Raw genomic sequence first — 23,182 nt, 5'->3', positions numbered from 1 at the left:
TGCTTTATGCGTCGCTACAGGTGAGAAGCGGGTGCTTCTACTTGGTCCGTTTCGTAATCAACAGAACTAACTATACCAAGTTAATTCGAATTAGTCAACATGTTTTTGGAAGTTTTTTTCTTTTGTTGTAACTGATGGATCAAGATTCACTTCTTTTAAAGGAATCAATTTCGTTTTATATCTTAACTTATGATAAATGAAAAAGCCTAAAAATACAGGTATTCCCATATACGTAATGATAAATCGATTAAAATCAAAATGACCACTTTGTATTAAATCTACATCTTGACCGATAATTACAATGACACATAAAACGCCTGCCAAAATAGGACCGAATGGGAAGAGTTTTGCTTTATAAACCAATTTGTCTTTATCATAGTTTTGAGCATCAAAGGCTTTTCTAAAGCGGTAATGACTGATTGCAATCCCTACCCAAGCGATAAATCCTGTTAAGCCACTTGCTGCAACAATATACTCGTAAGCATTACCGCTCACTTGTTGCACAATAAAAATAATTATGACGATAGCAGCCGTTGCAATCATAGAAATAATTGGCGTTCCATTTTTGTTCGTATTACCAAAAATTCTCGCCGCTAAGCCATCTTTACTCATGGAATATAACATTCTCGTACTTGCATACATCCCAGAATTTCCAGCAGATAATACAGAAGTTAATATAACCGCGTTCATAAATGAGGCCGCAAAAGCCAAACCAGCATTTTTAAATACTAATGTAAATGGAGATGTCGCAATATCATCTCCGCCACCCATTAATGCTGGACTATCATAAGGAATCAACATTCCAATAATGAAAATGGCAAAAATATAAAATAGTAAGATACGCCAAAACACTTGTTTAATCGCTTTAGGGACTGCACGTTGCGGGTTTTCAGATTCACCTGCTGTGATACCCACAAGTTCTGTTCCTTGGAATGAGAAACCTGCAATAAGGAAGACACCAAAAATAGCGAGTAAACTACTCCCTATATTATCGCCTAAAATAGGGGCATCTCCTTTTGTGAAAGTATCAAATCCTACAGCTGAACCACCCATAATTCCGAGTATTGTTAAAAGACCTACAATGATAAAAATAATGACAGTTGCTACTTTTATGAAGGCAAACCAATATTCACTTTCACCGTATACTTTTACAGATAAGGCGTTCAAACTAAAAATGATGACCATAAATAGGCAACTCCATGCCCATGCAGGTAAAAACTGTAAAGGCGCCCAATATTGGATGACTTGTGCAGCAATGGTCACGTCAGCAGCTACAGTAATCACCCAATTGAACCAATAGTTCCAACCAAGCGCAAACCCTAATGAGGGATCCACAAAACGTGTCGCATATGTACTAAAAGAACCTGAAACTGGAAGGTACGTTGCCATTTCACCTAATGAAGTCATTAAGAAAAATACCATAATACCAATAATGGCATAGCCTAATAATGCCCCCAATGGGCCTGCATCACCAATGGCACCCCCAGATGTCATAAACAAACCTGTGCCAATCGCCCCTCCTATCGCAATCATTGATATATGACGATCTTTAAGTTGTCTTTGGACTGTGTTTTCTTTTTCCGAATGAACCTGACTCATATCATTATCCTTTCCCTTTTACCTAGAGGTAGGTGTTACAATTTAAGTCATTACTCTCTTAAAAAAACAAAGGTTACATTGAGAATGCAACCTTTGTTTCATGTATAACATAGATAGCACACCACTATTGTGACAGTCTAGCTTCTGTTCGAATACTAGCCCAGCAAAAGATGTTGATGGTTCACCTTTCACTTCGGCGTCTTTACCTTTTATTTGTGCAACATATGTCCCATTCGACTTCTGACAAACGACTTTTTAAAGACGCAACCTCTAACTAAATTCATATTCATTTATTAATAACTACTATAACTTAATCACAAAAGATTGACAAGTTATCTATGTTTTTTCAAGCGAATTTCGTCTACTAAATTCCAAATAAAATCATCTTTTTCAACTGTTTCTTGATCTTGAGAACCATATTTACGAACGTTCACTTCATTATTTTCTACTTCTTTATCACCAACAACAAGTTGGTAAGGAATTTTCTTCATTTGAGCTTCACGAATTTTGTATCCCATCTTTTCATTACGATCATCAATATTCACACGAACACCTTGGGATTTAAGTTCATCTTGAATTTGTTTCGCATAATCATAATGTAGGTCCACATTAACAGGAATGATTTCAACTTGTTGAGGAGCTAACCATGTAGGGAAAGCGCCTTTTGTTTCTTCAGTTAAGAAGGCAACGAAACGTTCCATTGTCGAAACGACGCCACGATGAATAACGACTGGACGATGTTGTTCACCATCTTGACCAATGTAAGATAAATCAAATCGCTCCGGTAATAAAAAGTCAAGTTGAGCCGTAGATAAGGTTTCTTCTTTACCCATTGCTGTCTTCACTTGTACGTCGAGTTTTGGACCATAAAACGCAGCTTCACCTGTTTCTTCTTCATAACTTAAACCTAATTCGTCTACAGCTTCTTTTAACATCGCTTCTGCTTTGTTCCACATGTCATCATCATCAAAATATTTCTCTTTATCTTCAGGATCACGATAGCTTAAACGGAAGCGGTAATCTTCAAACCCGAAATCTTTGTATACATCGATAATCATGTTTACAACACGTTTAAATTCATCTTTAATTTGATCTGGACGAACAAAAATGTGAGCATCATTTAAAGTCATTCCACGCACACGTTGTAACCCTGATACAGCCCCACTCGCTTCATAGCGGTGCATTGTACCTAGTTCAGCGATACGAATTGGAAGTTCACGATAAGAATGTGGCTTATTTGCATATATCATCATATGATGTGGGCAATTCATTGGACGAAGCACCATTGCTTCATCTTCATCTAATTGCATGACAGGGAACATATCATCTTGGTAATGATCCCAATGTCCAGATGTTTTATATAAATTTACATTTGCCATGACAGGTGTATATACATGATCATAACCGAGACTCACTTCTTTATCGACGATATAGCGTTCAATTTCTCGTCGAATTGTCGCGCCATTTGGTAACCAAAGCGGTAAGCCTGCCCCTACTAATTGATTGTTCGTAAAGAGTTCTAAATCCTTACCAATACGTCTATGGTCACGTTCTTTACGTTCTTCTAACATTTTAAGATGTGCTTTTAAGTCTTTTTTATCAAAAAATGCTGTACCATAGATACGCTGTAACATTTTATTATTACTGTCACCACGCCAATACGCCCCTGCTGTAGATAGCAATTTAAATTCTTTAATTTTAGACGTAGATGGCACATGCACGCCACGACATAAATCAGTGAATTCTCCTTGTGAGTATAGCGTTACACTTTCATCTTCAGGAATCGCATCAATCAATTCGAGTTTATATGGATCTTCACTAAAAAATGATTTCGCCTCTTCACGTGAAACCACACGACGTTCGATGGGATGATTTTCATTAACAATTTGTTTCATTGTTTTTTCTATTTTTTCAAAGTCATCACTCGACACTTTTTCTTCCATATCAAAATCGTAGTAAAAACCACCATCAATAACTGGGCCTACGCCAAATTTTACATCACCATATAAGCGTTTGATGGCCTGTGCCATTAAATGTGCTGTTGAGTGACGTAATACCTCTAGTGCTTCGTCGCTCCCTGGTGTAATAATTTCAATGTCGCCATTTTCTTCTAGTGGACGTGTTAAATCTACTAATTGTTGATTGAATTTACCTGCTACTGCTTTTTTACGTAAACCAGGACTGATAGATTGTGCGATTTCTTCAGTAGTTATTCCCTTTTCAAAACTTTTTTCATTTCCATCTGGAAAGCGTATACTTATCTCAGCCATATGCATCCTCCTTAAATTAAATAACGACTAAAAACAAAAAGACCTCATCCCAGAACAGGGACGAGGTCAATCGTGGTACCACCCTAGAAAAGTATGTTAAATAAACATACAAACTCTACATAAGATAACGGTCTTGAGCCGTGCACTCATTACAAGTGCCAAAATAGAGGGAGTAATAAAATACACTAAAAACTACACTCTCACCAACGGTAGCTCTCTGGATAATAGGAGGTATTTTATCGAATCCTCATACTTTTAGTCGTTCATTTAGTTAATTACATTATAACGCTTTTCTTAAAAATATCAACGCTTTCTATAATTTTCTCCTTCGAGTCGATAGGGTTGAGCGAGCGTTTTAACCCGTTCCATGATTCGCGCAGCTTTTGTCATTTCTGTCCCCCCACGCGTTACAGACAAATGGTGTTCAAGTTCATCGAGATTTAAATTCGAGCTAAAAAATGTGGGTAATTCTTGTATCATACGATAATGTAAAATAGGTCCAAGCACCTCATCTCTAACCCATGGAGAAATTTCTTCAGCTCCAATATCATCTAAAAATAATACCCTTGCTTCTCGAACTTCTTTAACTCTTCGGTCAGTTGAACCATCTTTAAAGCCATTTTTAAGTGTACGTATAAATTCTGGAACATATATGATAGTGGAAGGCACACGGTTGCTTTTTAATTCATTGGCAATCGCTCCTAAAATGAAGGATTTGCCCGTTCCGAATTCACCATAAAGATATAATCCTTTTGTGGGTTGTTTTGCGATAATCTGATCAATCATCTCGTCTAATTGCATTGCCAATTCTAGGCGATTCCGACGATTCATATATATGTCTTTGATTTTGGCGTTCAATGTATCTGGATGCATATGAAATGAAGTAATCATATTACTATAAAACTTAGCTTCATCATGTTTGATTTTACATGGACACGGAATATATTTGATTTTAATTCGCTCGTTTTCAATATAGAGTTCGGGGATATGACCCTTAACAAAATTAGGACAGTTTTCATAAGTATGATGATCGTCATAGTTTTTTTGTTGATCTTTATATTCTTGTAAAATATTCAAATCTTCATCAATCATACGATTTGTTAATTCACTTTGATGTGCCTCTAAAAATTTTTTGACATCTGGATCTTGTAACACGTCGCGTTTGATTTTAGCGATTCTTTTTTCAAATGCTTCATTTGAACCAATAATGCTCCCAAACGATTTCATTCTTTCTCACCTGCCCGCTTTTTATTTTTTAGTTTATTTAGAAATGCATCTTTATCTTTTTGTAAACTTTCTTGATCCTCATCCTGTAATTTAAATTCGTCTGGATGTGTGAGCCAACGAGGCGTTTTTTCTTTTGACTGTAATTGTTCTTGAGGACGTTGTGATTTATAGTTTGAGTACGAACGTGATTGCTTCTCTTTGATTTTTTCAGCTAAAGCATGTGCAGATTTAGCATCAGTGACACCATTTTTTTTCCAACTTGATGCGACTGAAAGCACATAATTTTTAGGTAAATTTTGGTCTTTTGAAAGCATCACATATTGTAATAACACATTAATTGCCCCAAAGCTCAATTGTTCTCTATTCAATAAATCTTCAATCATCGCTTTTTGTTGAGGCGTAGGTTCTGAGCCTCCCCATGAAGTCAGCATTACTATTGGACTCGTATTGTCCATTACCTCATACCACTCTTCCCAATTCGTTACTTCCACTGCTTCAATATTTTCATCTTCATTTTGCGAGTGATCGGTATTTGACTCAGTTAAAGATGGCAATTCTTGTTGGTTTTCTATGAGGTAATATTCTTGCGCTGTCTTTCGTAAAGTGGAAATAGATATACTTTGGTCACTATTTAACGATTTTAAAATCACTGTTTTCATCACATCGGGCGATAAACGATATAAAGTGGCTAATTGGATAATCGTTGTTTTGTTAGGTTCAGAAATCACTTCGTCACTTACATAATGCGTTTGCAACATATCTTTTAACAAATCAAAATCAAACGTGACGTCTGATAAATCTACACCTTCATATCGTGATTCAATCAGTTTTTGGTCCCGTAAATGATTGGATTGTTGAGGAACTTTAAAAACATCGGTGAATTTTTTGGTAACCTCTGTATAACCGGTTAAATCTTTTTGTTGAGGTATAAAAAAGCGTTTTATTTCATGATAGCGGGCCTGCCCCACAACCTGATAAAAATAAATAGATAGCATAGGATCATTGAAGAAACCAGATGGTGAAGGCGGTGGCACAAGTTCATATATAAATTCTGTCGTTTGTTGCGAATGACGGACGTAGGTTTTTAAAAGACCAATGCCTTCCAATAGATCTAGGTTTTTTCGAAACTTCAATAAATTGATTTTCAGTTCAGACATCACCGTATAATGAGTTAAATTGGATTCAAGAGGCTGTTGATGAAATTGTTCTAAATATAAATAATAACTTACCGCTTCAGCACCAATAAGTGGAATAAACAAACGATTCAACACTTCTTGATGGAGGCGATGGTAATGGAAAGGACGAATAACTTTAAATCCGTCATGTGCATTTAATTGACTATCAAACATGGAAACCATTTTATTCACTCCGCTTATTTTCATTGATGATGCCTTGCATTGATGTTAATAACTGATCCACATCTTTAAACTCACGATAAACTGATGCAAATCGTACGTATGACACTTGATCGACGTTTATCAAAAGATCCATGACATATTCTCCGATAGCTCTCGAGGAAATTTCCGCCATCCCTGAATCTCTAAGTCGCCATTCAACTTGGTTCGTAATATCCTCTAACTGTTGAAAACGAACAGGTCGTTTTTCGCATGAACGCACTAAGCCATTTAATATTTTTTCACGGTTAAACTGTTCTCTTGTGCCATCTTTTTTTACAACAATGAGCGGACTCATCTCTATATGTTCAAAAGTAGTGAAACGAGTCCCACAATGCTCACATTCACGTCTTCGTCTAATAGCATTTAGGTCATCCACATGTCTTGAATCAATCACGCGAGATTGCGTATTTTGGCATTTTGGGCATTTCACAACTTTTCACCTTCTTCAATATTTTTGTTTCATTATACTACAAACTGTTTTAATAACCAAAGTGCAACGTTCAAAAGAGCCAAGGCGCAAAGCACACCTTGACTCTTTTTGAGGAGTTTTACATATTTTTAATTATGCTGTTACTTTAATTGCCTCTGCAATTTGTTGTAAGACATCTACAACACGAGTTGAATATGCCCATTCGTTATCATACCAAGCGAGAACTTTTACTTTTTTATCTCCCATAACGATTGTAGATTGCGCATCGATGATTGCCGAATGACTATCAGTATTAAAGTCATCAGAAACGAGAGGTTCATCCACGATATCGATGACACCATTTAGATTATTGTCTCTAAATAATTGATTTACTTCTTCTTTCGTTACAGATTGTTTCAAATCAACGACTAAATCAACTAATGAAACGTTTTTTGTAGGAACACGTAATGCCATACCGTGTAATTTTCCTTCTAATTCAGGTAAAACAAGTGCTAAAGCTTTAGCAGCACCCGTAGATGTAGGAATAATACTTTCAAATGCTGCACGCGCACGTCGTAAGTCTTTATGTGGATTATCTAAATTATTTTGATCATTTGTTACTGCATGAACAGTCGTCATAAGGCCGTTTTCAATACCGAATTTGTCATTTAATACTTTAGCAACCGGCGCTAAACAGTTTGTTGTACATGAAGCATTACTGAAAATATCGTACTCATCAACATTCAAATCTTGATCATTTACCCCTTTAACGATGGTTTGAACATGTCCACCTTTTGAAGGACCTGTAAGTAAGACTTTTTTAGCTCCGGCTTTAATATGTGCATCTGCCTTGTCACCATGATTGAATTTCCCTGTAGCTTCAATGACTACATCAATTCCTAAGTCTTTCCATGGTAAATTTTCTGGGTTACGGTCAGAAACTAATTTTATCGTTTTACCCTCTACGATAATTCCATTTTCAGTAGGTTGTACTTCTTTATTAAAACGTCCATGCGTTGTGTCGTATTTGATAAGATGTGCAATCGTTTCTGGCGGATAGCTCGCATTAATTGCAACTACTTCTATGTCCTCTCTATTTAAAGCAATTCTTAATACCATACGTCCGATACGGCCTAAACCGTTAATCGCAATCTTTGTCGTCATGAAAAAAGCACTCCTTGTTAATGTGTTATACTTATATTTAAGAGTATATCATAATTATGCAAAAATGAAACCGTTTACGACGGAAAATTTTACGATTTAATGGCAATATCTCTACTTTCACTCCTTTTTCAACATCCATAGGTTTACATAGCATAATTACAGGTAATATTTAATCCATATATATACATAAAAATACCTCACAATTTTTACACTGTGAGGTATTTTTAGTTATGCTTCTTTAAGATATCCTTTTTCTGTTAAAGCTTGCTCAAGATTTTGTTTTAATTCAAGTTTAGTTCCGAAATTGTCAATGACAACATCCGCCATTCGACTTTTCTTATCAATTGAAATTTGACTGTAAATCCGTGCTTTAGCATCTTCAATTGACAATTGATTTCGCTCCATAAGCCGATCAATTTGAATACTTGGCGAAGTATAGACTAACCATACTTCATCCACAGTTTTCTCCAATCCATTTTCAAATAGTAACGGAATGTCCATCACAACATCATAACCTTGAGCTAAATATTGTTTTTTTTCGTTTTCCATAATTTCTCTAACAATAGGATGGATGATTGCGTTGAGTTTTTCTCTTTTTAGGTCATCGTAAAATATTTGTTGTCCAATATATTCACGATTCATTTCACCCTCTTCTGTAAGGGCTTCTTCTCCAAATTCAGCTACTACGTTTTTCAATCCTTCAGAGCCTTTTTCAACAGCCTTTCTCGAAGCTATATCTGCATCTACAATTTTAAATCCATGCGCTTTTAAAAGTTCAGCAACAGTCGATTTTCCTGTTGCGATTCCACCAGTTAATCCGATGACTTTAGTCATAACATACCTTCTTCCTTAAACTTGACAATACTTACAATAGTGCGTATTTCTTCCTCCGATGATGGCCGTTTCAATTGGGTTTTGACAATCTGGGCAACATTTTTGTTTATAGACTTTTAGATTATTTTGCATTGAACCACGTTGACCATCTGCATGAACATAGTCAGAAATACTCGTTCCCCCATTTAAAATACCCAATTCTAAAACTTTTACAGCACTTTTAAAAATACGAATACGTTCCTCTTGAGATAAATCTTGGCTCAATCGGTGAGGATTTATTTTCGCATCAAATAACGCTTCGCAAGCATAAATATTTCCACAGCCTGAAATCACTCGATGTTCTAATATCATACGCTTAATGGGCATTTTTCGGAATTTTTTTTGTTCGAATTGCGCTAAGTAATGAGGTAAAGCTTCTTCACTAAATGGTTCTGGAGCAATTTCTAATAGCGAAGGATATTCTTCAATACGTTCAACGTTTCGAATTTCACCGAACCTTCTTATATCTGAATAGACTAATAACCAATCATTACTCAGATGAAATATGACGTGCCAATGTTTACGATAATTAGCAATTGCAATATCATCAATACGTTTGACGACAAAAAAACCTCCGGCCATACCTAAATGTGAAATCATCATGCGTTGAGTTTCACCATTCGATAAGTCAAACAAAATATATTTACTTTTTCGGTATACACGATTAATTGTAAAATGAACGGTAAATTGCTCAAAAGCCTCTAAACTCATTCCTTTAACAATAGTCGCTTTCCCTTCAGCTTTTCCTTTTATGACATGACTAGAAAAAGTAACTTTTTCGATATCTGCCCCTTCGACGAAAGGTTGAATACCCCTTTTTACATGTTCTACTTCAGGTAATTCTGGCAATTAACTCCCTACTTTCTATTTTGCATCATACCATGTGTCACCATAATCGGATTCTACACGAAGCGGCACATCTAATTCTAAAGCATGTTCCATAATTTCTTCAACAAACTTGCTAAATGCCTCTACCTCATCTTTTGGCAGTTCGAAAATTAATTCATCGTGGACTTGAAGAAGTAATTTAGCTTTAAATGATTTCTCTTTCATTGCAGCATCCAATTGAACCATGGCGCATTTGATTATATCTGCTGCGCTCCCTTGTATTGGTGAATTCATTGCTGTACGTTCAGCGAATCCCCGTTTATTAAAGTTTCGACTCGTGATATCAGGAATATAACGACGGCGTTTTAACAATGTTTCAACATACCCATTTTGTTTTGCATCTTGAACTATTTCTTCCATGTAAGTTTTCACGCCTGGAAAATGATTTAAATAATCATCAATAAATTGTTGCGCTTCTTTACGAGTAATACCGAGGCTTTGGCTTAATCCGTAGTCGCTAATACCATACACAATTCCAAAGTTAACCGCTTTTGCTTGACGACGCATAAGTGACGTGACATCAGAGGCATCCACGTGAAACACTTTCATCGCAGTCGTGGTATGAATATCTTCATTTTCTATAAAAGCGTTTTGCAAAGTTGGATCTTTTGTAATATGTGCCAAAACCCGTAATTCAATTTGTGAATAATCTGCCGCTAATATGACACTGTTCTCATCTGTTGGTTTAAAAGCTTTTCGAATTTTACGACCTTCTTCGATTCGAATCGGGATGTTTTGTAAGTTAGGATCCACTGAAGAAAGTCGACCTGTTTGTGCCAATGTTTGGTTGAATCTCGTGTGAATACGTTGATCTTCCCAAATCACCTTTTGTAAACCTTCGACATACGTCGACTGTAATTTTGATAATGTACGATAAGCTAAGATGAGATCGATAATAGGATGTTGTCCTTGCAATTTTTCTAGAACATCTACAGCTGTAGAATAACCTGTCTTTGTTTTTTTAATAATCGGAAGTTCTAATTTTTCAAATAAAATGACACCCAGTTGTTTAGGAGAATTAATGTTAAAAGTTTCCCCTGCTTGGGCATGAATATCTGCAATAAGTGTGTCTAACTTTGCTTGAATTTCATTCTCCATAGCTTTCAAAGTGTTGATATCAGTATAAATACCTGTATACTCCATATCTCCTAAAATGATTGCTAAAGGTAATTCAATTTCCTCTAGTAACTCCATTTGCGCATTGCTCATCAGTTTTTCTTTCATAACGGGTTGTAGTACTTCAATGGCATCAAGCACCGTCGCAATGTGTGAGGATAAAATAGAAAAATCTGGGACTTTATAAGATTTGCCTTTTCCATATACTGCTGTATTTTCTTTAACTGAAGTCCCTTCATACAATGTAGCCACGGAAGCAACATCATCAATCGTCTGAGATGGATCAATGAGATAACTCCCTAACATGGTATCAAATGTAATATTTTGAATCGTCACACCTAAACGTTTCAATGCGACGTATGTTTTTTTGGCATCAAACACTAATTTTTGCGTATCGCTATTTTCTAACCATTGGACAAATGCGTCATGTTTAGAAATATTATTTGCCGGAATAACGATATATTCATCTACTGTTTTTAAGCCAATTGCTAGGATATCATTTTGGATATAATTATCACCGTCAACTTCTATGTGGATTACAGCTGAAGTTAATTGATGAAAATCTACATTGTTAAAATCTGTTTGAACTTTGTATTCTTTTTGGGGAAAGTTTGTGTCAGTATTCACATCTACTTCATTTAAAAGTTGACGAAATTCAAGCGTTTTAAATAATTGGATTTTTTCACTTTCATCATTATTTTCAGGTCGCTTTGTATCCTCTAAAGAAACTTCAATCGGACTCTCTCTATTAATAGTGGCAAGTTTTTTACTCATTAAAGCATCGGCTTTACTATTTTCAAGCTTTTCTTTTAATTTTTTACCACTCACTTGGTCTATATTTTCATAAACACCTTCGACAGTCTCAAACTGATGTAACAATTTGAGTGCCGTTTTCTCACCGACACCTACCACGCCAGGTATATTGTCTGAAGTGTCCCCCATGAGTCCTTTTAAATCACGAATTTGATCTGGACTCAAGCCACCGTATTTTTCTGATATAAAATCAGGCGTATAATGATCCACATCTGTGACACCTTTTTTCGTGTAATATATTGTGACATTGTTAGATGCTAATTGTGTTAAATCGCGGTCGCCTGTGATAATAATGGTTTGCATGCCACGCTCATCAGCTTGACGACTCAAAGTACCAATAATGTCATCCGCTTCATAGTTCTCCAATTCATATCTTTGGATGTGGTATGCATCTAACAATTGACGAATATATGGAAATTGTTCACTCAGTTCAGGAGGTGTTTTTTGACGCCCACCTTTATAATCTTGATATGTTTCATGACGAAACGTTGTTTTACCTGCGTCGAAGGCAACTAGAAAATGTGTGGGCGCTTCCTCTTTGATAATCTTTTCTAATAAACGTGCGAAGCCAAATATTGCATTGGTATGAATTCCTGCCTTATTTTGTAGTAATGGCAAAGCGTAAAATGCTCGAAAGCTTAAGCTATTTCCATCAATTAATACTAATTTATCCACAACGGTCCCTCCTAGTTACTTTGAATTTATTTTATCATATCCCTTACCAAATACCCATTCGGACATTAAAACTCCATCTCATAGCCTCGCAAATTAAAAACATAATCTACACATATATGAAAAACTATTAGAAGCGATGATATGACTAGAAAGACGCTGCGTGAAATGCAAAAAAGAGGAATTTCGAAAATCAATGCGATTTCCATTCCTCTTTAATAAGTATTCATTATTCTGGTAATTGGACTCTAAATATTGACCCTTTTCCAAGCTCACTTTCAACTTCAATCGTGCCTTGATATCCTTCAACAATATGTTTTGTAATAGATAATCCTAAACCAGTGCCACCTGAATCACGGCTACGCGCCTTATCAACTCGATAAAAGCGTTCAAATATCCGGTAAGTTTCTTCTTTTGCAATACCAATACCTTGGTCTATCACTTCAATCACTTTACAACGTTCTTTGTTATAAACACGTATCGTGATCGTTTTATCTGGTGGTGAATAGTTTACTGCATTAGAAAGTAAATTTACAATGACTTGAGACATTTTCGATTCATCTGCCATTGCGGTCACATTATCATTGATTTCATCAATAAGCTCAATATTTTTATCTTGAGCAAGCGGTTGAATCATTTCTAATGCATGATGGGCGACTTTCGATAAACGAATCGAATGTTTATCAAGCTCAGTATTTTGTTCAATTTTGGATAAATCTAATAAATCATCGACTAAAGACTGAATACGATTGGATTCTTTTAACATGATATTTAAAAACATGTCTAGTGAGGCCTCATCATTTTTGGCACCGTCTAATAATGTTTCAGTAAACCCTTTAATAGAGGTTATTGGTGTTTTCAACTCATGAGAGACATTAGCAACAAAATCTCTCCTTAAATTTTCTAATTTTTTGAGTTGTGTAATATCATGTAAAACGATAACCATACCTTGTAGTCTCTTTTTAGTACGTGTCAAAATTGGCACACATGAAGTATCAAAAAACTTTTGATGAATTTGATTCAAATGTAATTCAACTTGATCATAAACAGGCTTTTCTGTACGAAACCCTTCTACGACTAATTTTTTTAAAGTCGGATGTAGTAATTTTTCATAGTTTTGCTGTTCAACATTAGTATTTTCATTAAAAATATCATAAAAGGTTTTATTCGCTACCACAATATTGCCATGTTTATCAATCATTAATACCGCACTAGGAATATTTTCCAATGTAGTCACTAATCTGTTCCTTTGAATTTTTTGTTCACTATTTAATCGTTCAAGACGTCGCGCTAATACATTAATTGTGACATACAATTCACGTGTTTCTTTTACACTACTTTCAGGGACACGCACGCGATAATTACCTTGAGTTAAAAGTGAAGCGGCATAAGAGACTTCATTTATTGGTTGGATGTATGTTCTGTTAATATATCGCACTGTGAAGAAGATAAGTGCAATGAAAACGATACCCATTAAAATTAAATATTTCCAAAATTGCATTTGAAGTGCATATACTGTATCGTATTCGCCACTCATTAATAAGGTCACATTTCCTTTTTCAATCCCAAATAAATATTCTCCAGCTTTACCATCTAAGATATAAACTGGATTTTCTGATTTCAATTGTCTTAATAACTCAGCTTTTCTTTTTTCAATATTAAAATCTTGCTTTGTATTGACGCGATAAGTTTTCCCTTTATCTAAAATTAAAATATTTGACTCATAGGTTTCGGCAAGAGATTGAATACGTCTATCGTTATGATTATGATGTAAACTAATGATTTGTTGCGCATGTTTTTGAAGTTCTTTCTTTTGATGTTCAACAGAAATAGTATATATAGAATTATGTACAATAAACCCTAATATAAGAAAACTTACAACAGTAATTGTTGTAAGTATGATTAATAATTTATGATAAAATTTAATCATTTATTTTGGACGCTCCAATTTATAGCCTAATCCTCGTACCGTTTTTATAAATTGGGGCTGTTTAGGGTTTTCTTCAAGCTTGTCACGTAAATGACTTATATGTACATCAACAATACGTGAATCTCCCGCAAATTCATAATTCCATACAGAATTCAACATGTGTTCTCTCGTAATGACACGTCCTTGACGTTCGACAAGGTACAGTAATAATTCAAATTCTTTGGGTGTCAGTTCTAACAATTCATCATGACGATAGACTTCAAAATAGTCAGGTCTAATACGGATAGGGCCGATGACAATATCTTCATCATCCTCTTCAGCACGTGCAGCATCAAATTGGGATGAACGTCTCAAAATCGCTTTGACACGTGCCACGACTTCTCTAGGGGAAAACGGTTTAGTCATATAGTCATCTGCCCCAAGCTCTAACCCTAAAACACGATCAAATTCATCATCTTTTGCAGTTAACATAAGGATGGGCACCTGATTTTTATCAGAACGGATTGTTTTACATACTTCAATACCATCTTTTTTAGGCAACATCACGTCTAAGACAATTAGATCAGGTTTTGTTTCTTTTTCCTTTTCAATTGCTTCCTCACCATCTTGAGCAATTTCTACAAGGTATCCTGCTTGCTCAAGATTATATTTGAGTAATGTGACAATTGATTGTTCATCATCAACCACAAGCACTCTTTGCACCATTACATGTACCTCCTATGTATGATTAAGTTCATTATAACTTAAAATGAGCTTAAAAATAATATGTTATTAAGTAACTTTACAATATCTTAATAATCACTTAACAAATAAAACATCTTCGTACTTCATTTTTGTATTACCCACTTTTAAGTTAAATGAGTCAAAGCACGACGTCAACTTTACAATTATTAAGATTTTTATGAGATTTCCTCTCCTATGGTAAAGGCAGTTGATATTAATAAAAAGCGGTAAAGAAAGCACAAATGGCTCTCAATACCGCTTAATCTATGCTTTACAAATGAAGCTTTGTAAGAACATATCTCAACTATAGGTTAACTAATATTATAGATTTTTAATCAATTCATCCGCAAATTCAGATGTTTTCACTTCTGTTGCGCCATCCATTAATCGTGCAAAGTCGTATGTTACAACTTTTGAAGCGATTGTTTTTTCAACAGACGCTGTAATTAAGTCTGCCGCTTCTTGCCAACCTAAATGTTCTAATAAAAGAACACCTGATAATAGTACAGAAGATGGATTCACTTTATCTAAATCCGCATATTTTGGAGCTGTACCGTGTGTCGCTTCAAAAATGGCATGTCCAGTTTCATAGTTAATGTTTGCCCCTGGCGCAATTCCGATGCCACCAACTTGAGCAGCTAAAGCATCTGAAATATAGTCCCCATTTAAGTTCATTGTAGCTACAACATCATGGTCTGAAGGACGTGTTAAAATTTGTTGTAAGAAAATATCTGCAATCGAATCTTTAATGATAATTTTCCCAGCTTTTTCAGCTTTCTCTTGCGCTGCATTAGCTTCTTCTTTACCTTTTTCTTCAACAATTTTGTCATATTGTTTCCATGTAAATACTTTATCACCAAATTCACGTTCTGCTAAATCATAACCCCATTGTTTGAATGCACCTTCAGTAAATTTCATAATGTTACCTTTATGAACGAGTGTTACTGATTTACGATTATTGTCTAAAGCATATTGAATGGCTGCACGTACGAGGCGTTCTGTTCCTTCTTTTGAAACAGGTTTAATCCCAATACCTGATGTTTCAGGAAAACGAATATTTTTAGCACCCATTTCATTTTGCAAGAAATCAATCACTTTTTTGACTTCTTCAGAACCTTCTTTAAATTCAATACCTGCATAGATATCTTCTGTATTTTCACGGAAAATAACCATATCTGTATCTTGAGGATTTTTTACTGGTGAAGGAACACCTTGGAACCAACGTACAGGACGTAAACATGTGAATAAATCTAACTCTTGACGTAACGCTACATTTAATGAGCGAATACCTCCACCAATCGGTGTTGTTAATGGACCTTTAATCGCAATTAAATATTCTTTAATCGTGTCCAAAGTTTCTTGTGGTAGCCACTCTCCAGTTTGATCATAAGCTTTTTGACCCGCTAATACTTCTTTCCAAGAAATTTCTTTTTCACCGTTGTAAGCTTTTTTGACAGCTTCATCAATGACACGACTTGCTGCTTTCCAAATGTCTGGACCAATTCCATCGCCTATAATATATGGAACGATAGGTTGATTTGGGACATTTAAGCCATCTGCTGTTTTTACAATTTTTTCACTCATTTTAAAGTAACCTCCATGAATTGAATATCTTGTTCAGAAATCTTTAATATTAATCACGTTGTTCTATTGGTAAATATTTGCGATTTGTTTCACCAATATATGTTGCTCTAGGTCTCATAATGCGATTATCTCGTAATTGTTCTAAAATATGTGCTACCCAACCTGATGTACGGCTAACCGCAAAGATTGGTGTAAATAAATCATGTTCAATACCCATGCTGTGGTAAACTGTAGCACTATAAAAATCGACATTAGGTAGTAATCCTTTTTCTTCTTTAACGATATCCGCAATTTTAACAGAAATTTCGAACAATTCACTTTGTCCTGTTTCATCTGTAATTTTTTGGCTCATTTCTTTTAAATATTTTGCACGAGGATCTCCGTTTTTATATACCCGATGTCCAAAGCCCATAATTTTTTCTTTATTGTCAAAAGCCTTTTTCAAGTACGCTTCAACATTATCCACTGAGCCGATTTCTGTTAACATGCGTATAACACGTTCGTTTGCACCACCGTGAAGCGGTCCTTTTAATGAACCAACTGCTGCAGTAATTCCAGAATACATATCAGACATAGATGAAACTGCACAACGCGCTGTGAACGCAGAAGCATTTAATTCGTGGTCTGCATGTAAAATTAACGCTTTATTAAAACCTTCTACTTCAACATCTGTTGGTTTTTCCCCTCTTAGCATATACAAGAAGTTCGCTGCATATGAAAGAGAAGTATCAGGTTTAACTGGCTTTTTACCTTCACGTACGCGTGAGAATGAAGTTACTAATGAAGCAATTTTAGATTGAATTCGAATACCTCTCTCATACAATGCTGCTTCATCATTATCATCTGCATTATCGTCAAAATGCGCCAAATACGAAACAGAAGTTCGTAACGCAGTCATTGGATGAACTTCATCAGTTGTATACTCCTCAAAATGACTATACATACGTGGATTTAGCGTCATATAATGATGTAATTTATCTTTAAGTTCTTGTAGTTCCTTCTCATTAGGTAATCGGTAATTCCAAAGAAGGAACATTACTTCTTCGAACAAAGCATTTTCTGCCAAATCATCAATGTCATATCCAGCATAAGTCAACTGGCTATCGATGATTGAACTAATCTTTGTCTCTGCAGCAATTACACCTTCTAGACCTTTCTGTAGTTCTGCCATATGAATTTCCCCTTTACTATATATTCGCTCTTTTGTAATGGCTTTCATAAGTTATTATAGCTAATATCACACGATTTGTGAATATTTATTGAACGTTCAAAATTCCGAACCCTCTTGTTAAAACCACGAGTAAAACAGCCTAAAAATATGTATAAACATTGATTTTACGATGTTTCTCGCCAATGACTCTAACCAATCAAACCTCAAAATTATAATCATTTGCTTTCTTTATCATAATTAATAATTAGATATGATAGGCATTATACTCACAAACATATTTTGTTAAAAAGCGATGCACTTTATTTTAAATAAAAGTAATATAAAAAAACCACTATATATCATTTATACACGATATATAGTGGTTTTGTCTTGTTCTAAGCTTTATTCGTACGCAACGGTTTAAAGAACGTTTGCGTAACCTTCAAATATTTTACCTTGGGCGGCATCAACAGTGACTAATACATCATCTTTGACGCTTTGAAGGACGTTTTCCACACCTACAACCGTAGGAATCCCTTTTTCTAAACCTACAATAGCGCTAGGTGAAGTTAAGCCACCTTCTTCTGTAATAAGGCCAACGGCTTGATCGAGATAAGGTACGAAACTTTCATCAATAGAAGATGTGACGATGACTGCATTTGATAAGTCTTTTCCTTTTAATTCAGAAGCTTGGTTCACAACAACTGTACGGCCCACGGCAGAAGTACGGCCAATACCTTGTCCTGATGCAAGTTCATCACCAATGAGATGAAGTTTCATTAAGTTCGTAGTGCCTGATTCACCTGTAGGGACACCTGCAGTAATAATAATAAGGTCACCATTAACAACACGCTCAGATTCAATCGCTGTCGCAACAGCATTATTTAATAATTCATCTGTAGAGTAATTGCCTTTTTTGATGATAGGGTAGACACCCCACATTAATGCACACTGACGTGCTGTTGATTCGTTAGGTGTGACAGCAAGAATATCAGATTTTGGTCTATATTTAGAAATTGTTTTCGCTGTACTACCACTTTCAGTCGCAGCAACAATTGCTTTTACATTTAAGTTTAAAGCGGTATGAGCAACTGAAACACCAATCGCATTTACAAGTGAAGTCTCTACGAGTTTTGTACGATCAGATAGTAATTTTTTGTAATCTTGCGCTTGTTCAGCAGCTACAGCAATATTATGCATCGCTTTAACAGCCTCTTCAGGATATGATCCTGCCGCAGTTTCTCCAGATAACATGACAGCATCTGTACCATCATAAATAGCGTTGGCAACGTCTGATGCTTCTGCACGTGTGGCTCTCGGATTACGTTGCATAGAGTCTAACATTTGTGTCGCAGTTATGACAGGTTTGCCAAGTTTATTACATTTACGGATTAATTCTTTTTGCACGATTGGTACCGTTTCTGGTGGAATTTCAACCCCCATATCTCCACGGGCAACCATCAAGCCGTCAGACACTGCAAGTATTTCATCAATGTTGTCGATGCCTTCTTGGTTTTCTATTTTAGGGATGATACTAATCGTATGATGGTTCGCTTCTTCTAAAATTTTACGAATTTCTAATACATCACTTGAGCGTCTTACAAAGCTAGCGGCAATAAAATCAACATCTTGGTCGATACCAAAACGAATATCATCCGCATCTTTTTCAGTAATACCTGGTAAATTTACACTCACACCCGGTAGGTTTACACCTTTTTTATTTTTTAGTTCACCTGTATTTAATACTTTACAGTGAACTTGACCTGCACTGTGGTCTATTTCTTCCACTTGTAATTCAATCAATCCATCATCAAGTAAGATAAATGAACCTTCATGCACATCATTAATTAAATTTTCATAAGTTACAGAGAACATCTCAGGCGTTCCTTCGACCTCTGTCATACTTACAGACACTTTCGTCCCTTTTTCTAAAGTAATCAAACCATCTTTCATGTTATGTGTACGAATTTCTGGTCCTTTTGTATCTAATAAGATACCAATATTTAAATTTAATTTGTTTGCTACTTTTCGGATGGTTTCAATACGTGCACGATGTTCGTCATGTGACCCATGTGAAAAATTTAAGCGTGCAACATTCATACCTGCTCTCATTAATTTTTCTAACATTTCTTCAGATTCTGATGCAGGTCCAATCGTACATACGATTTTTGTTCTTTTCATGATTTTGCCTCCTAGATTAAATCGATAATTCTTTAGTTAATTCAAGCATGCGTTCATTAATTTTATTTTCTGATGTTGCATTAAAGATTTGATCAAAGTCAGTTGCTGTTAAATGATTATCTTTAATACCTACCCCTTTTGCAGTCTCACCATTCATCAACAATTCCATAGCATATCCACCCATTCTTGATGCAAGCACACGGTCCATACCCGTTGGGCTTCCTCCACGTTGGATATGTCCTAATACGGATACACGTGCGTCCACATTGATATATTTTGTTAGTTCGTCTGCACAAGTGTTTCCTGACATACAACCTTCTGCCACAATAATGATAGAGTGCTTTTTACCACGATCAATACCGTGTTGTATTTTTTCGGCAATATCTTGAATATTATATTCTGTTTCTGGTAATATGATAGATTCTGCACCTACAGCAAGTCCAGACCAAAGCGCTAAATCACCACAGTCTCGGCCCATGACTTCGATAATAAATGTTCGGGCATGACTTGAGGCAGTATCTCTGATTTTATCGACAGATTCGATAATCGTATTTAAAGCTGTATCAAATCCAATAGTAAAGTCAGTCCCATTAATATCATTATCAATTGTTCCAGGAATTCCAATGGTTTGAATATCGTGGCATTCTTCAGTAATGCGTTGCGCACCACGATAACTTCCATCACCACCAATAACCACAAGGCCTTCAATCCCACGTTTTCTTAAGTTTTCTATACCTTTAGCTCTAACACTCTTTTCTTTAAATTCTGGGCAACGGGCAGAATATAAAAACGTGCCCCCACGTTGAATGGTATCTCCAACAGAACCGAGCTCAAGTTTATGAATATCGTCATTAATTAAACCTTGGTAACCTTGATAAACTCCATAAACTTCAATGTTGTGATAAATCGCTTTACGAACAACCGCACGAACCGCTGCGTTCATTCCCGGAGCATCTCCTCCACTTGTTAAAACAGCAATCTTTTTCATGTAGACATTCCCTTTCTCGCTTTGTTATTACTTTAAAAATAACATAAATCATCATGGCATTCCATTAAAAATAGCATCTCCATGAAATGAAAACGGTTTAAATAACAACTGTCACGAAACGTACATATTACAAGCTTTCATATGTGTTTTCACAACTTCAAATATGTCATTCTAATCTTCTATAAAACGCTAAAAATAGTAACATAATATCAAGTGAAAAATATAAAAAGGGCAGAACATCTTAAAAGATATCCCGACCTTTTATTAGAAATATGATTTAATTCACACTTACGCACATACGATATCCATCGTCAATATGCGCATACCAAATTGTTTTGTAATAATTACTAATTTGCGCTTTATTCAACAAATGTACCCATTTGTCTAAATTTATTAAAACGATCTTCCTTGATCGCTTTTTCATCCATTTGTTGAAACGCTTTTAAATGTCTTGTAAATGCCTCTTTAATTTGTTTAGCTTGACGCTCAATGTCGTGATGGGCCCCACCTAAAGGCTCTTTAACGACTTCATCTATAATTTGAAGTTCTTTTAAATCATACGCCGTAATTTTCATTGTTTCAGCAGCAATTTTAGCTAAAGCACTATCTTTCCAAAGTATACCAGCAGCCCCTTCTGGCGATATAACCGAATAGGTACTGTTTTCGAGCATTAGAATGCGGTTACTCACGCCAAGTCCTAATGCACCGCCACTTCCACCTTCACCAATCACAATTGCAATAATTGGCACCGATAAACTTGCCATTTCAATTAAATTACGTGCTATAGACTCGCTTTGTCCGCGTTCTTCCGCAGCTTTACCTGGATAAGCGCCTTTTGTGTCTATAAATGTAAAAATAGGTCTATTGAACTTTTCGGCCTGTTTCATTAAACGTAACGCTTTACGATAACCTTCAGGATGAGCCATCCCAAAATTACGATAAATGTTATCTTTAGTATCTTTCCCACGTTGATGTCCTATCACAGTGACTGGGATTCCATTGAAGAATGCGAGTCCCCCAATAATCGCAGGGTCATCTCTAAAATTACGATCTCCATGGAATTCGATAAAGTCTTCAAAAATATGTGAAATATAATCAAGTGTAGTTGGACGTTCCTGTAGACGTGCAATTTGCACACGATCCCAAGGTTTTAACGATGTATAAACTTTTTCTTTCTCTGTTTGCAGCGCTGCTTCTAGCATGTCAATTTCATCTGAAAGGTCGACATCATTTTTTGACTGAGCATCCTTTAAAGAATCGATTTTGTTTTTAATTTCTTGAATAGATTTTTCAAATTCAAGCATTACGATTTCACCTCACGATGCATTTCAAAAATTTGTGCTAACGTTTCTCTCATCTGACTGCGATGCACAACTTTATCAAGTTGTCCATGCTCTAAAAGAAACTCAGCAGTTTGAAAGTCTTCAGGTAATTTTTCGTTGATTGTCTGTTCAATGACGCGTCGACCGGCAAAGCCAATTAAAGCTTTAGGTTCCGCTAAATTTATGTCTCCTACAGAGGCAAAACTTGCAGATACACCACCAGTAGTTGGATGTGTCATGTAAGAAATAAATAACAAACCTGCATCTGAATGTTTCTCAAGCGATACACTTGTTTTTGCCATTTGCATTAAAGAGATAATTCCTTCTTGCATACGAGCGCCACCAGAAGCTGTAAATAACACAAACGGCAACCGATGTTGGGTACAATAATCAACAATTCTACAGATTTTTTCGCCTACAACAGAACCCATGCTCCCCATTCTAAAACGAGAATCCATTACACCAACGCCAAATCGAATACCATTTAAAGTTGCAGTCCCTGTCACCACTGCTTCGTTCAGGCCTGTTTTCGTTTGATCTTTTTCAAGTTTTTCTTCATATCCAGGAAAATTCAAAGGATTAGCAGAGGTCATCCCTTTGTCAAACTCATTAAATGTACCTTCGTCAGAAATTGCCTCTATACGACTGTATGCTGACAATGGGATATGATGATCACAATTAAAACAAACATTAAGATTTTCAGTCAGTTCTTTTGTGTACATTATTTTTTTACAGTTAGGACATTTCGTCATAATTCCTTCTGGCACATCATTTTGTTTTGAATCTTGCACCGTAACATATTTTTTCTTTTTGGAATTACGATTGAAAAAATCTTTAAACATAGTTTTACCTCCACACTACCCTTTTTTCTATCTG

General features: G+C 35.7%; 17 protein-coding genes, 1 riboswitch and 1 other annotated feature (1 of these 19 running past the window's edge). All 17 genes read right to left on the bottom strand.

All coding sequences use genetic code 11. The features are described 5' to 3' along the window. Positions 1 to 49, bottom strand: a sequence feature (ribosomal protein L20 leader region); it reaches 86 nt to the left of the window's first position. A 41-nt stretch (positions 50 to 90) separates the two neighbouring features. After that, a complete protein-coding gene (locus tag PYW36_RS05165; protein WP_103159059.1) occupies positions 91 to 1,599 on the bottom strand; it encodes an amino acid permease in 1,509 nt (502 codons plus the stop codon). Positions 1,600 to 1,705: 106 nt separating this feature from the next. After that, positions 1,706 to 1,880: riboswitch (Lysine riboswitch) on the bottom strand. A 51-nt stretch (positions 1,881 to 1,931) separates the two neighbouring features. Then, a complete protein-coding gene (thrS, locus tag PYW36_RS05160; RefSeq protein ID WP_037574303.1) occupies positions 1,932 to 3,869 on the bottom strand; it encodes a threonine--tRNA ligase in 1,938 nt (645 codons plus the stop codon). Between the two features lie 303 nt (positions 3,870 to 4,172). Continuing rightward, on the bottom strand, positions 4,173 to 5,096 hold the full coding sequence (gene dnaI / locus PYW36_RS05155; protein WP_103159060.1) for a primosomal protein DnaI: 924 nt from the start codon (positions 5,094 to 5,096) through the stop codon (positions 4,173 to 4,175). Then, positions 5,093 to 6,478: a replicative helicase loading/DNA remodeling protein DnaB gene (locus PYW36_RS05150; protein WP_084276024.1), complete on the bottom strand. Its 1,386-nt coding sequence runs from the start codon at positions 6,476 to 6,478 to the stop codon at positions 5,093 to 5,095. Before PYW36_RS05150 ends, dnaI begins: the two co-directional genes overlap by 4 nt. Continuing rightward, positions 6,456 to 6,923: a transcriptional regulator NrdR gene (gene nrdR, locus PYW36_RS05145; RefSeq protein WP_037574309.1), complete on the bottom strand. Its 468-nt coding sequence runs from the start codon at positions 6,921 to 6,923 to the stop codon at positions 6,456 to 6,458. The genes PYW36_RS05150 and nrdR overlap by 23 nt, the downstream gene beginning before the upstream one ends. A gap of 132 nt (positions 6,924 to 7,055) precedes the next feature. After that, complete coding sequence (locus PYW36_RS05140) at positions 7,056 to 8,066, bottom strand: glyceraldehyde-3-phosphate dehydrogenase (RefSeq protein ID WP_037574312.1); 1,011 nt, start codon at positions 8,064 to 8,066, stop codon at positions 7,056 to 7,058. Positions 8,067 to 8,294: 228 nt separating this feature from the next. Then, positions 8,295 to 8,900 (bottom strand): dephospho-CoA kinase, encoded by a 606-nt coding sequence (gene coaE, locus PYW36_RS05135; RefSeq protein WP_037574315.1) that lies wholly within the window; start codon positions 8,898 to 8,900, stop codon positions 8,295 to 8,297. A gap of 15 nt (positions 8,901 to 8,915) precedes the next feature. Next, positions 8,916 to 9,788, bottom strand: a complete 873-nt coding sequence (gene mutM / locus PYW36_RS05130) for a bifunctional DNA-formamidopyrimidine glycosylase/DNA-(apurinic or apyrimidinic site) lyase (protein WP_103159061.1) — start codon at positions 9,786 to 9,788, stop codon at positions 8,916 to 8,918. 15 nt (positions 9,789 to 9,803) lie between these two features. Beyond that, positions 9,804 to 12,431, bottom strand: a complete 2,628-nt coding sequence (polA, locus tag PYW36_RS05125) for a DNA polymerase I (protein ID WP_037574321.1) — start codon at positions 12,429 to 12,431, stop codon at positions 9,804 to 9,806. Between the two features lie 226 nt (positions 12,432 to 12,657). Continuing rightward, positions 12,658 to 14,358: a two-component system histidine kinase PnpS gene (gene pnpS / locus PYW36_RS05120; protein ID WP_037574323.1), complete on the bottom strand. Its 1,701-nt coding sequence runs from the start codon at positions 14,356 to 14,358 to the stop codon at positions 12,658 to 12,660. Continuing rightward, entirely contained in the window at positions 14,359 to 15,063 is a 705-nt protein-coding gene (locus PYW36_RS05115; protein ID WP_037574326.1) for a response regulator transcription factor, read from the bottom strand. A gap of 339 nt (positions 15,064 to 15,402) precedes the next feature. Next, the gene (icd, locus tag PYW36_RS05110; protein ID WP_037574329.1) at positions 15,403 to 16,665 is read right to left on the bottom strand and encodes an NADP-dependent isocitrate dehydrogenase; all 1,263 of its coding nucleotides are present in this window, start codon (positions 16,663 to 16,665) and stop codon (positions 15,403 to 15,405) included. Between the two features lie 49 nt (positions 16,666 to 16,714). Next, positions 16,715 to 17,836, bottom strand: coding sequence for a citrate synthase (locus tag PYW36_RS05105; protein WP_103159062.1), 1,122 nt, complete (start codon positions 17,834 to 17,836; stop codon positions 16,715 to 16,717). Positions 17,837 to 18,235: 399 nt separating this feature from the next. Beyond that, complete coding sequence (gene pyk, locus PYW36_RS05100) at positions 18,236 to 19,996, bottom strand: pyruvate kinase (protein ID WP_037574336.1); 1,761 nt, start codon at positions 19,994 to 19,996, stop codon at positions 18,236 to 18,238. Between the two features lie 16 nt (positions 19,997 to 20,012). Next, a complete protein-coding gene (pfkA, locus tag PYW36_RS05095; RefSeq protein WP_037574339.1) occupies positions 20,013 to 20,984 on the bottom strand; it encodes a 6-phosphofructokinase in 972 nt (323 codons plus the stop codon). 359 nt (positions 20,985 to 21,343) lie between these two features. Continuing rightward, the gene (locus tag PYW36_RS05090) at positions 21,344 to 22,288 is read right to left on the bottom strand and encodes an acetyl-CoA carboxylase carboxyltransferase subunit alpha (RefSeq protein WP_103159063.1); all 945 of its coding nucleotides are present in this window, start codon (positions 22,286 to 22,288) and stop codon (positions 21,344 to 21,346) included. After that, the gene (accD, locus tag PYW36_RS05085) at positions 22,288 to 23,148 is read right to left on the bottom strand and encodes an acetyl-CoA carboxylase, carboxyltransferase subunit beta (protein WP_103159064.1); all 861 of its coding nucleotides are present in this window, start codon (positions 23,146 to 23,148) and stop codon (positions 22,288 to 22,290) included. The genes PYW36_RS05090 and accD overlap by 1 nt, the downstream gene beginning before the upstream one ends. Positions 23,149 to 23,182 lie beyond the last annotated feature (34 nt).

It is taken from the genome of Staphylococcus chromogenes (genome assembly GCF_029024625.1).
GTDB classification, from domain to species: domain Bacteria; phylum Bacillota; class Bacilli; order Staphylococcales; family Staphylococcaceae; genus Staphylococcus; species Staphylococcus chromogenes.
The sequence above is the reverse complement of the archived record's forward strand: the minus strand, read 5'-3'. Positions and strand labels throughout refer to the sequence as shown.

What these genes read in the sequence shown, in the direction of transcription:
- coaE (WP_037574315.1), bottom strand. Translation starts at nt 8,900, where the DNA reads ATGACTAAAGTCATCGGATTAACTGGTGGAATCGCAACAGGAAAATCG.
- accD (WP_103159064.1), bottom strand. Translation starts at nt 23,148, where the DNA reads ATGTTTAAAGATTTTTTCAATCGTAATTCCAAAAAGAAAAAATATGTT.
- PYW36_RS05140 (WP_037574312.1), bottom strand. Translation starts at nt 8,066, where the DNA reads ATGACGACAAAGATTGCGATTAACGGTTTAGGCCGTATCGGACGTATG.
- pyk (WP_037574336.1), bottom strand. Translation starts at nt 19,996, where the DNA reads ATGAAAAGAACAAAAATCGTATGTACGATTGGACCTGCATCAGAATCT.
- pfkA (WP_037574339.1), bottom strand. Translation starts at nt 20,984, where the DNA reads ATGAAAAAGATTGCTGTTTTAACAAGTGGAGGAGATGCTCCGGGAATG.
- dnaI (WP_103159060.1), bottom strand. Translation starts at nt 5,096, where the DNA reads ATGAAATCGTTTGGGAGCATTATTGGTTCAAATGAAGCATTTGAAAAA.
- thrS (WP_037574303.1), bottom strand. Translation starts at nt 3,869, where the DNA reads ATGGCTGAGATAAGTATACGCTTTCCAGATGGAAATGAAAAAAGTTTT.
- PYW36_RS05150 (WP_084276024.1), bottom strand. Translation starts at nt 6,478, where the DNA reads ATGAAAATAAGCGGAGTGAATAAAATGGTTTCCATGTTTGATAGTCAA.
- PYW36_RS05165 (WP_103159059.1), bottom strand. Translation starts at nt 1,599, where the DNA reads ATGAGTCAGGTTCATTCGGAAAAAGAAAACACAGTCCAAAGACAACTT.
- PYW36_RS05105 (WP_103159062.1), bottom strand. Translation starts at nt 17,836, where the DNA reads ATGGCAGAACTACAGAAAGGTCTAGAAGGTGTAATTGCTGCAGAGACA.
- PYW36_RS05090 (WP_103159063.1), bottom strand. Translation starts at nt 22,288, where the DNA reads ATGCTTGAATTTGAAAAATCTATTCAAGAAATTAAAAACAAAATCGAT.
- pnpS (WP_037574323.1), bottom strand. Translation starts at nt 14,358, where the DNA reads ATGATTAAATTTTATCATAAATTATTAATCATACTTACAACAATTACT.
- icd (WP_037574329.1), bottom strand. Translation starts at nt 16,665, where the DNA reads ATGAGTGAAAAAATTGTAAAAACAGCAGATGGCTTAAATGTCCCAAAT.
- PYW36_RS05115 (WP_037574326.1), bottom strand. Translation starts at nt 15,063, where the DNA reads ATGGTGCAAAGAGTGCTTGTGGTTGATGATGAACAATCAATTGTCACA.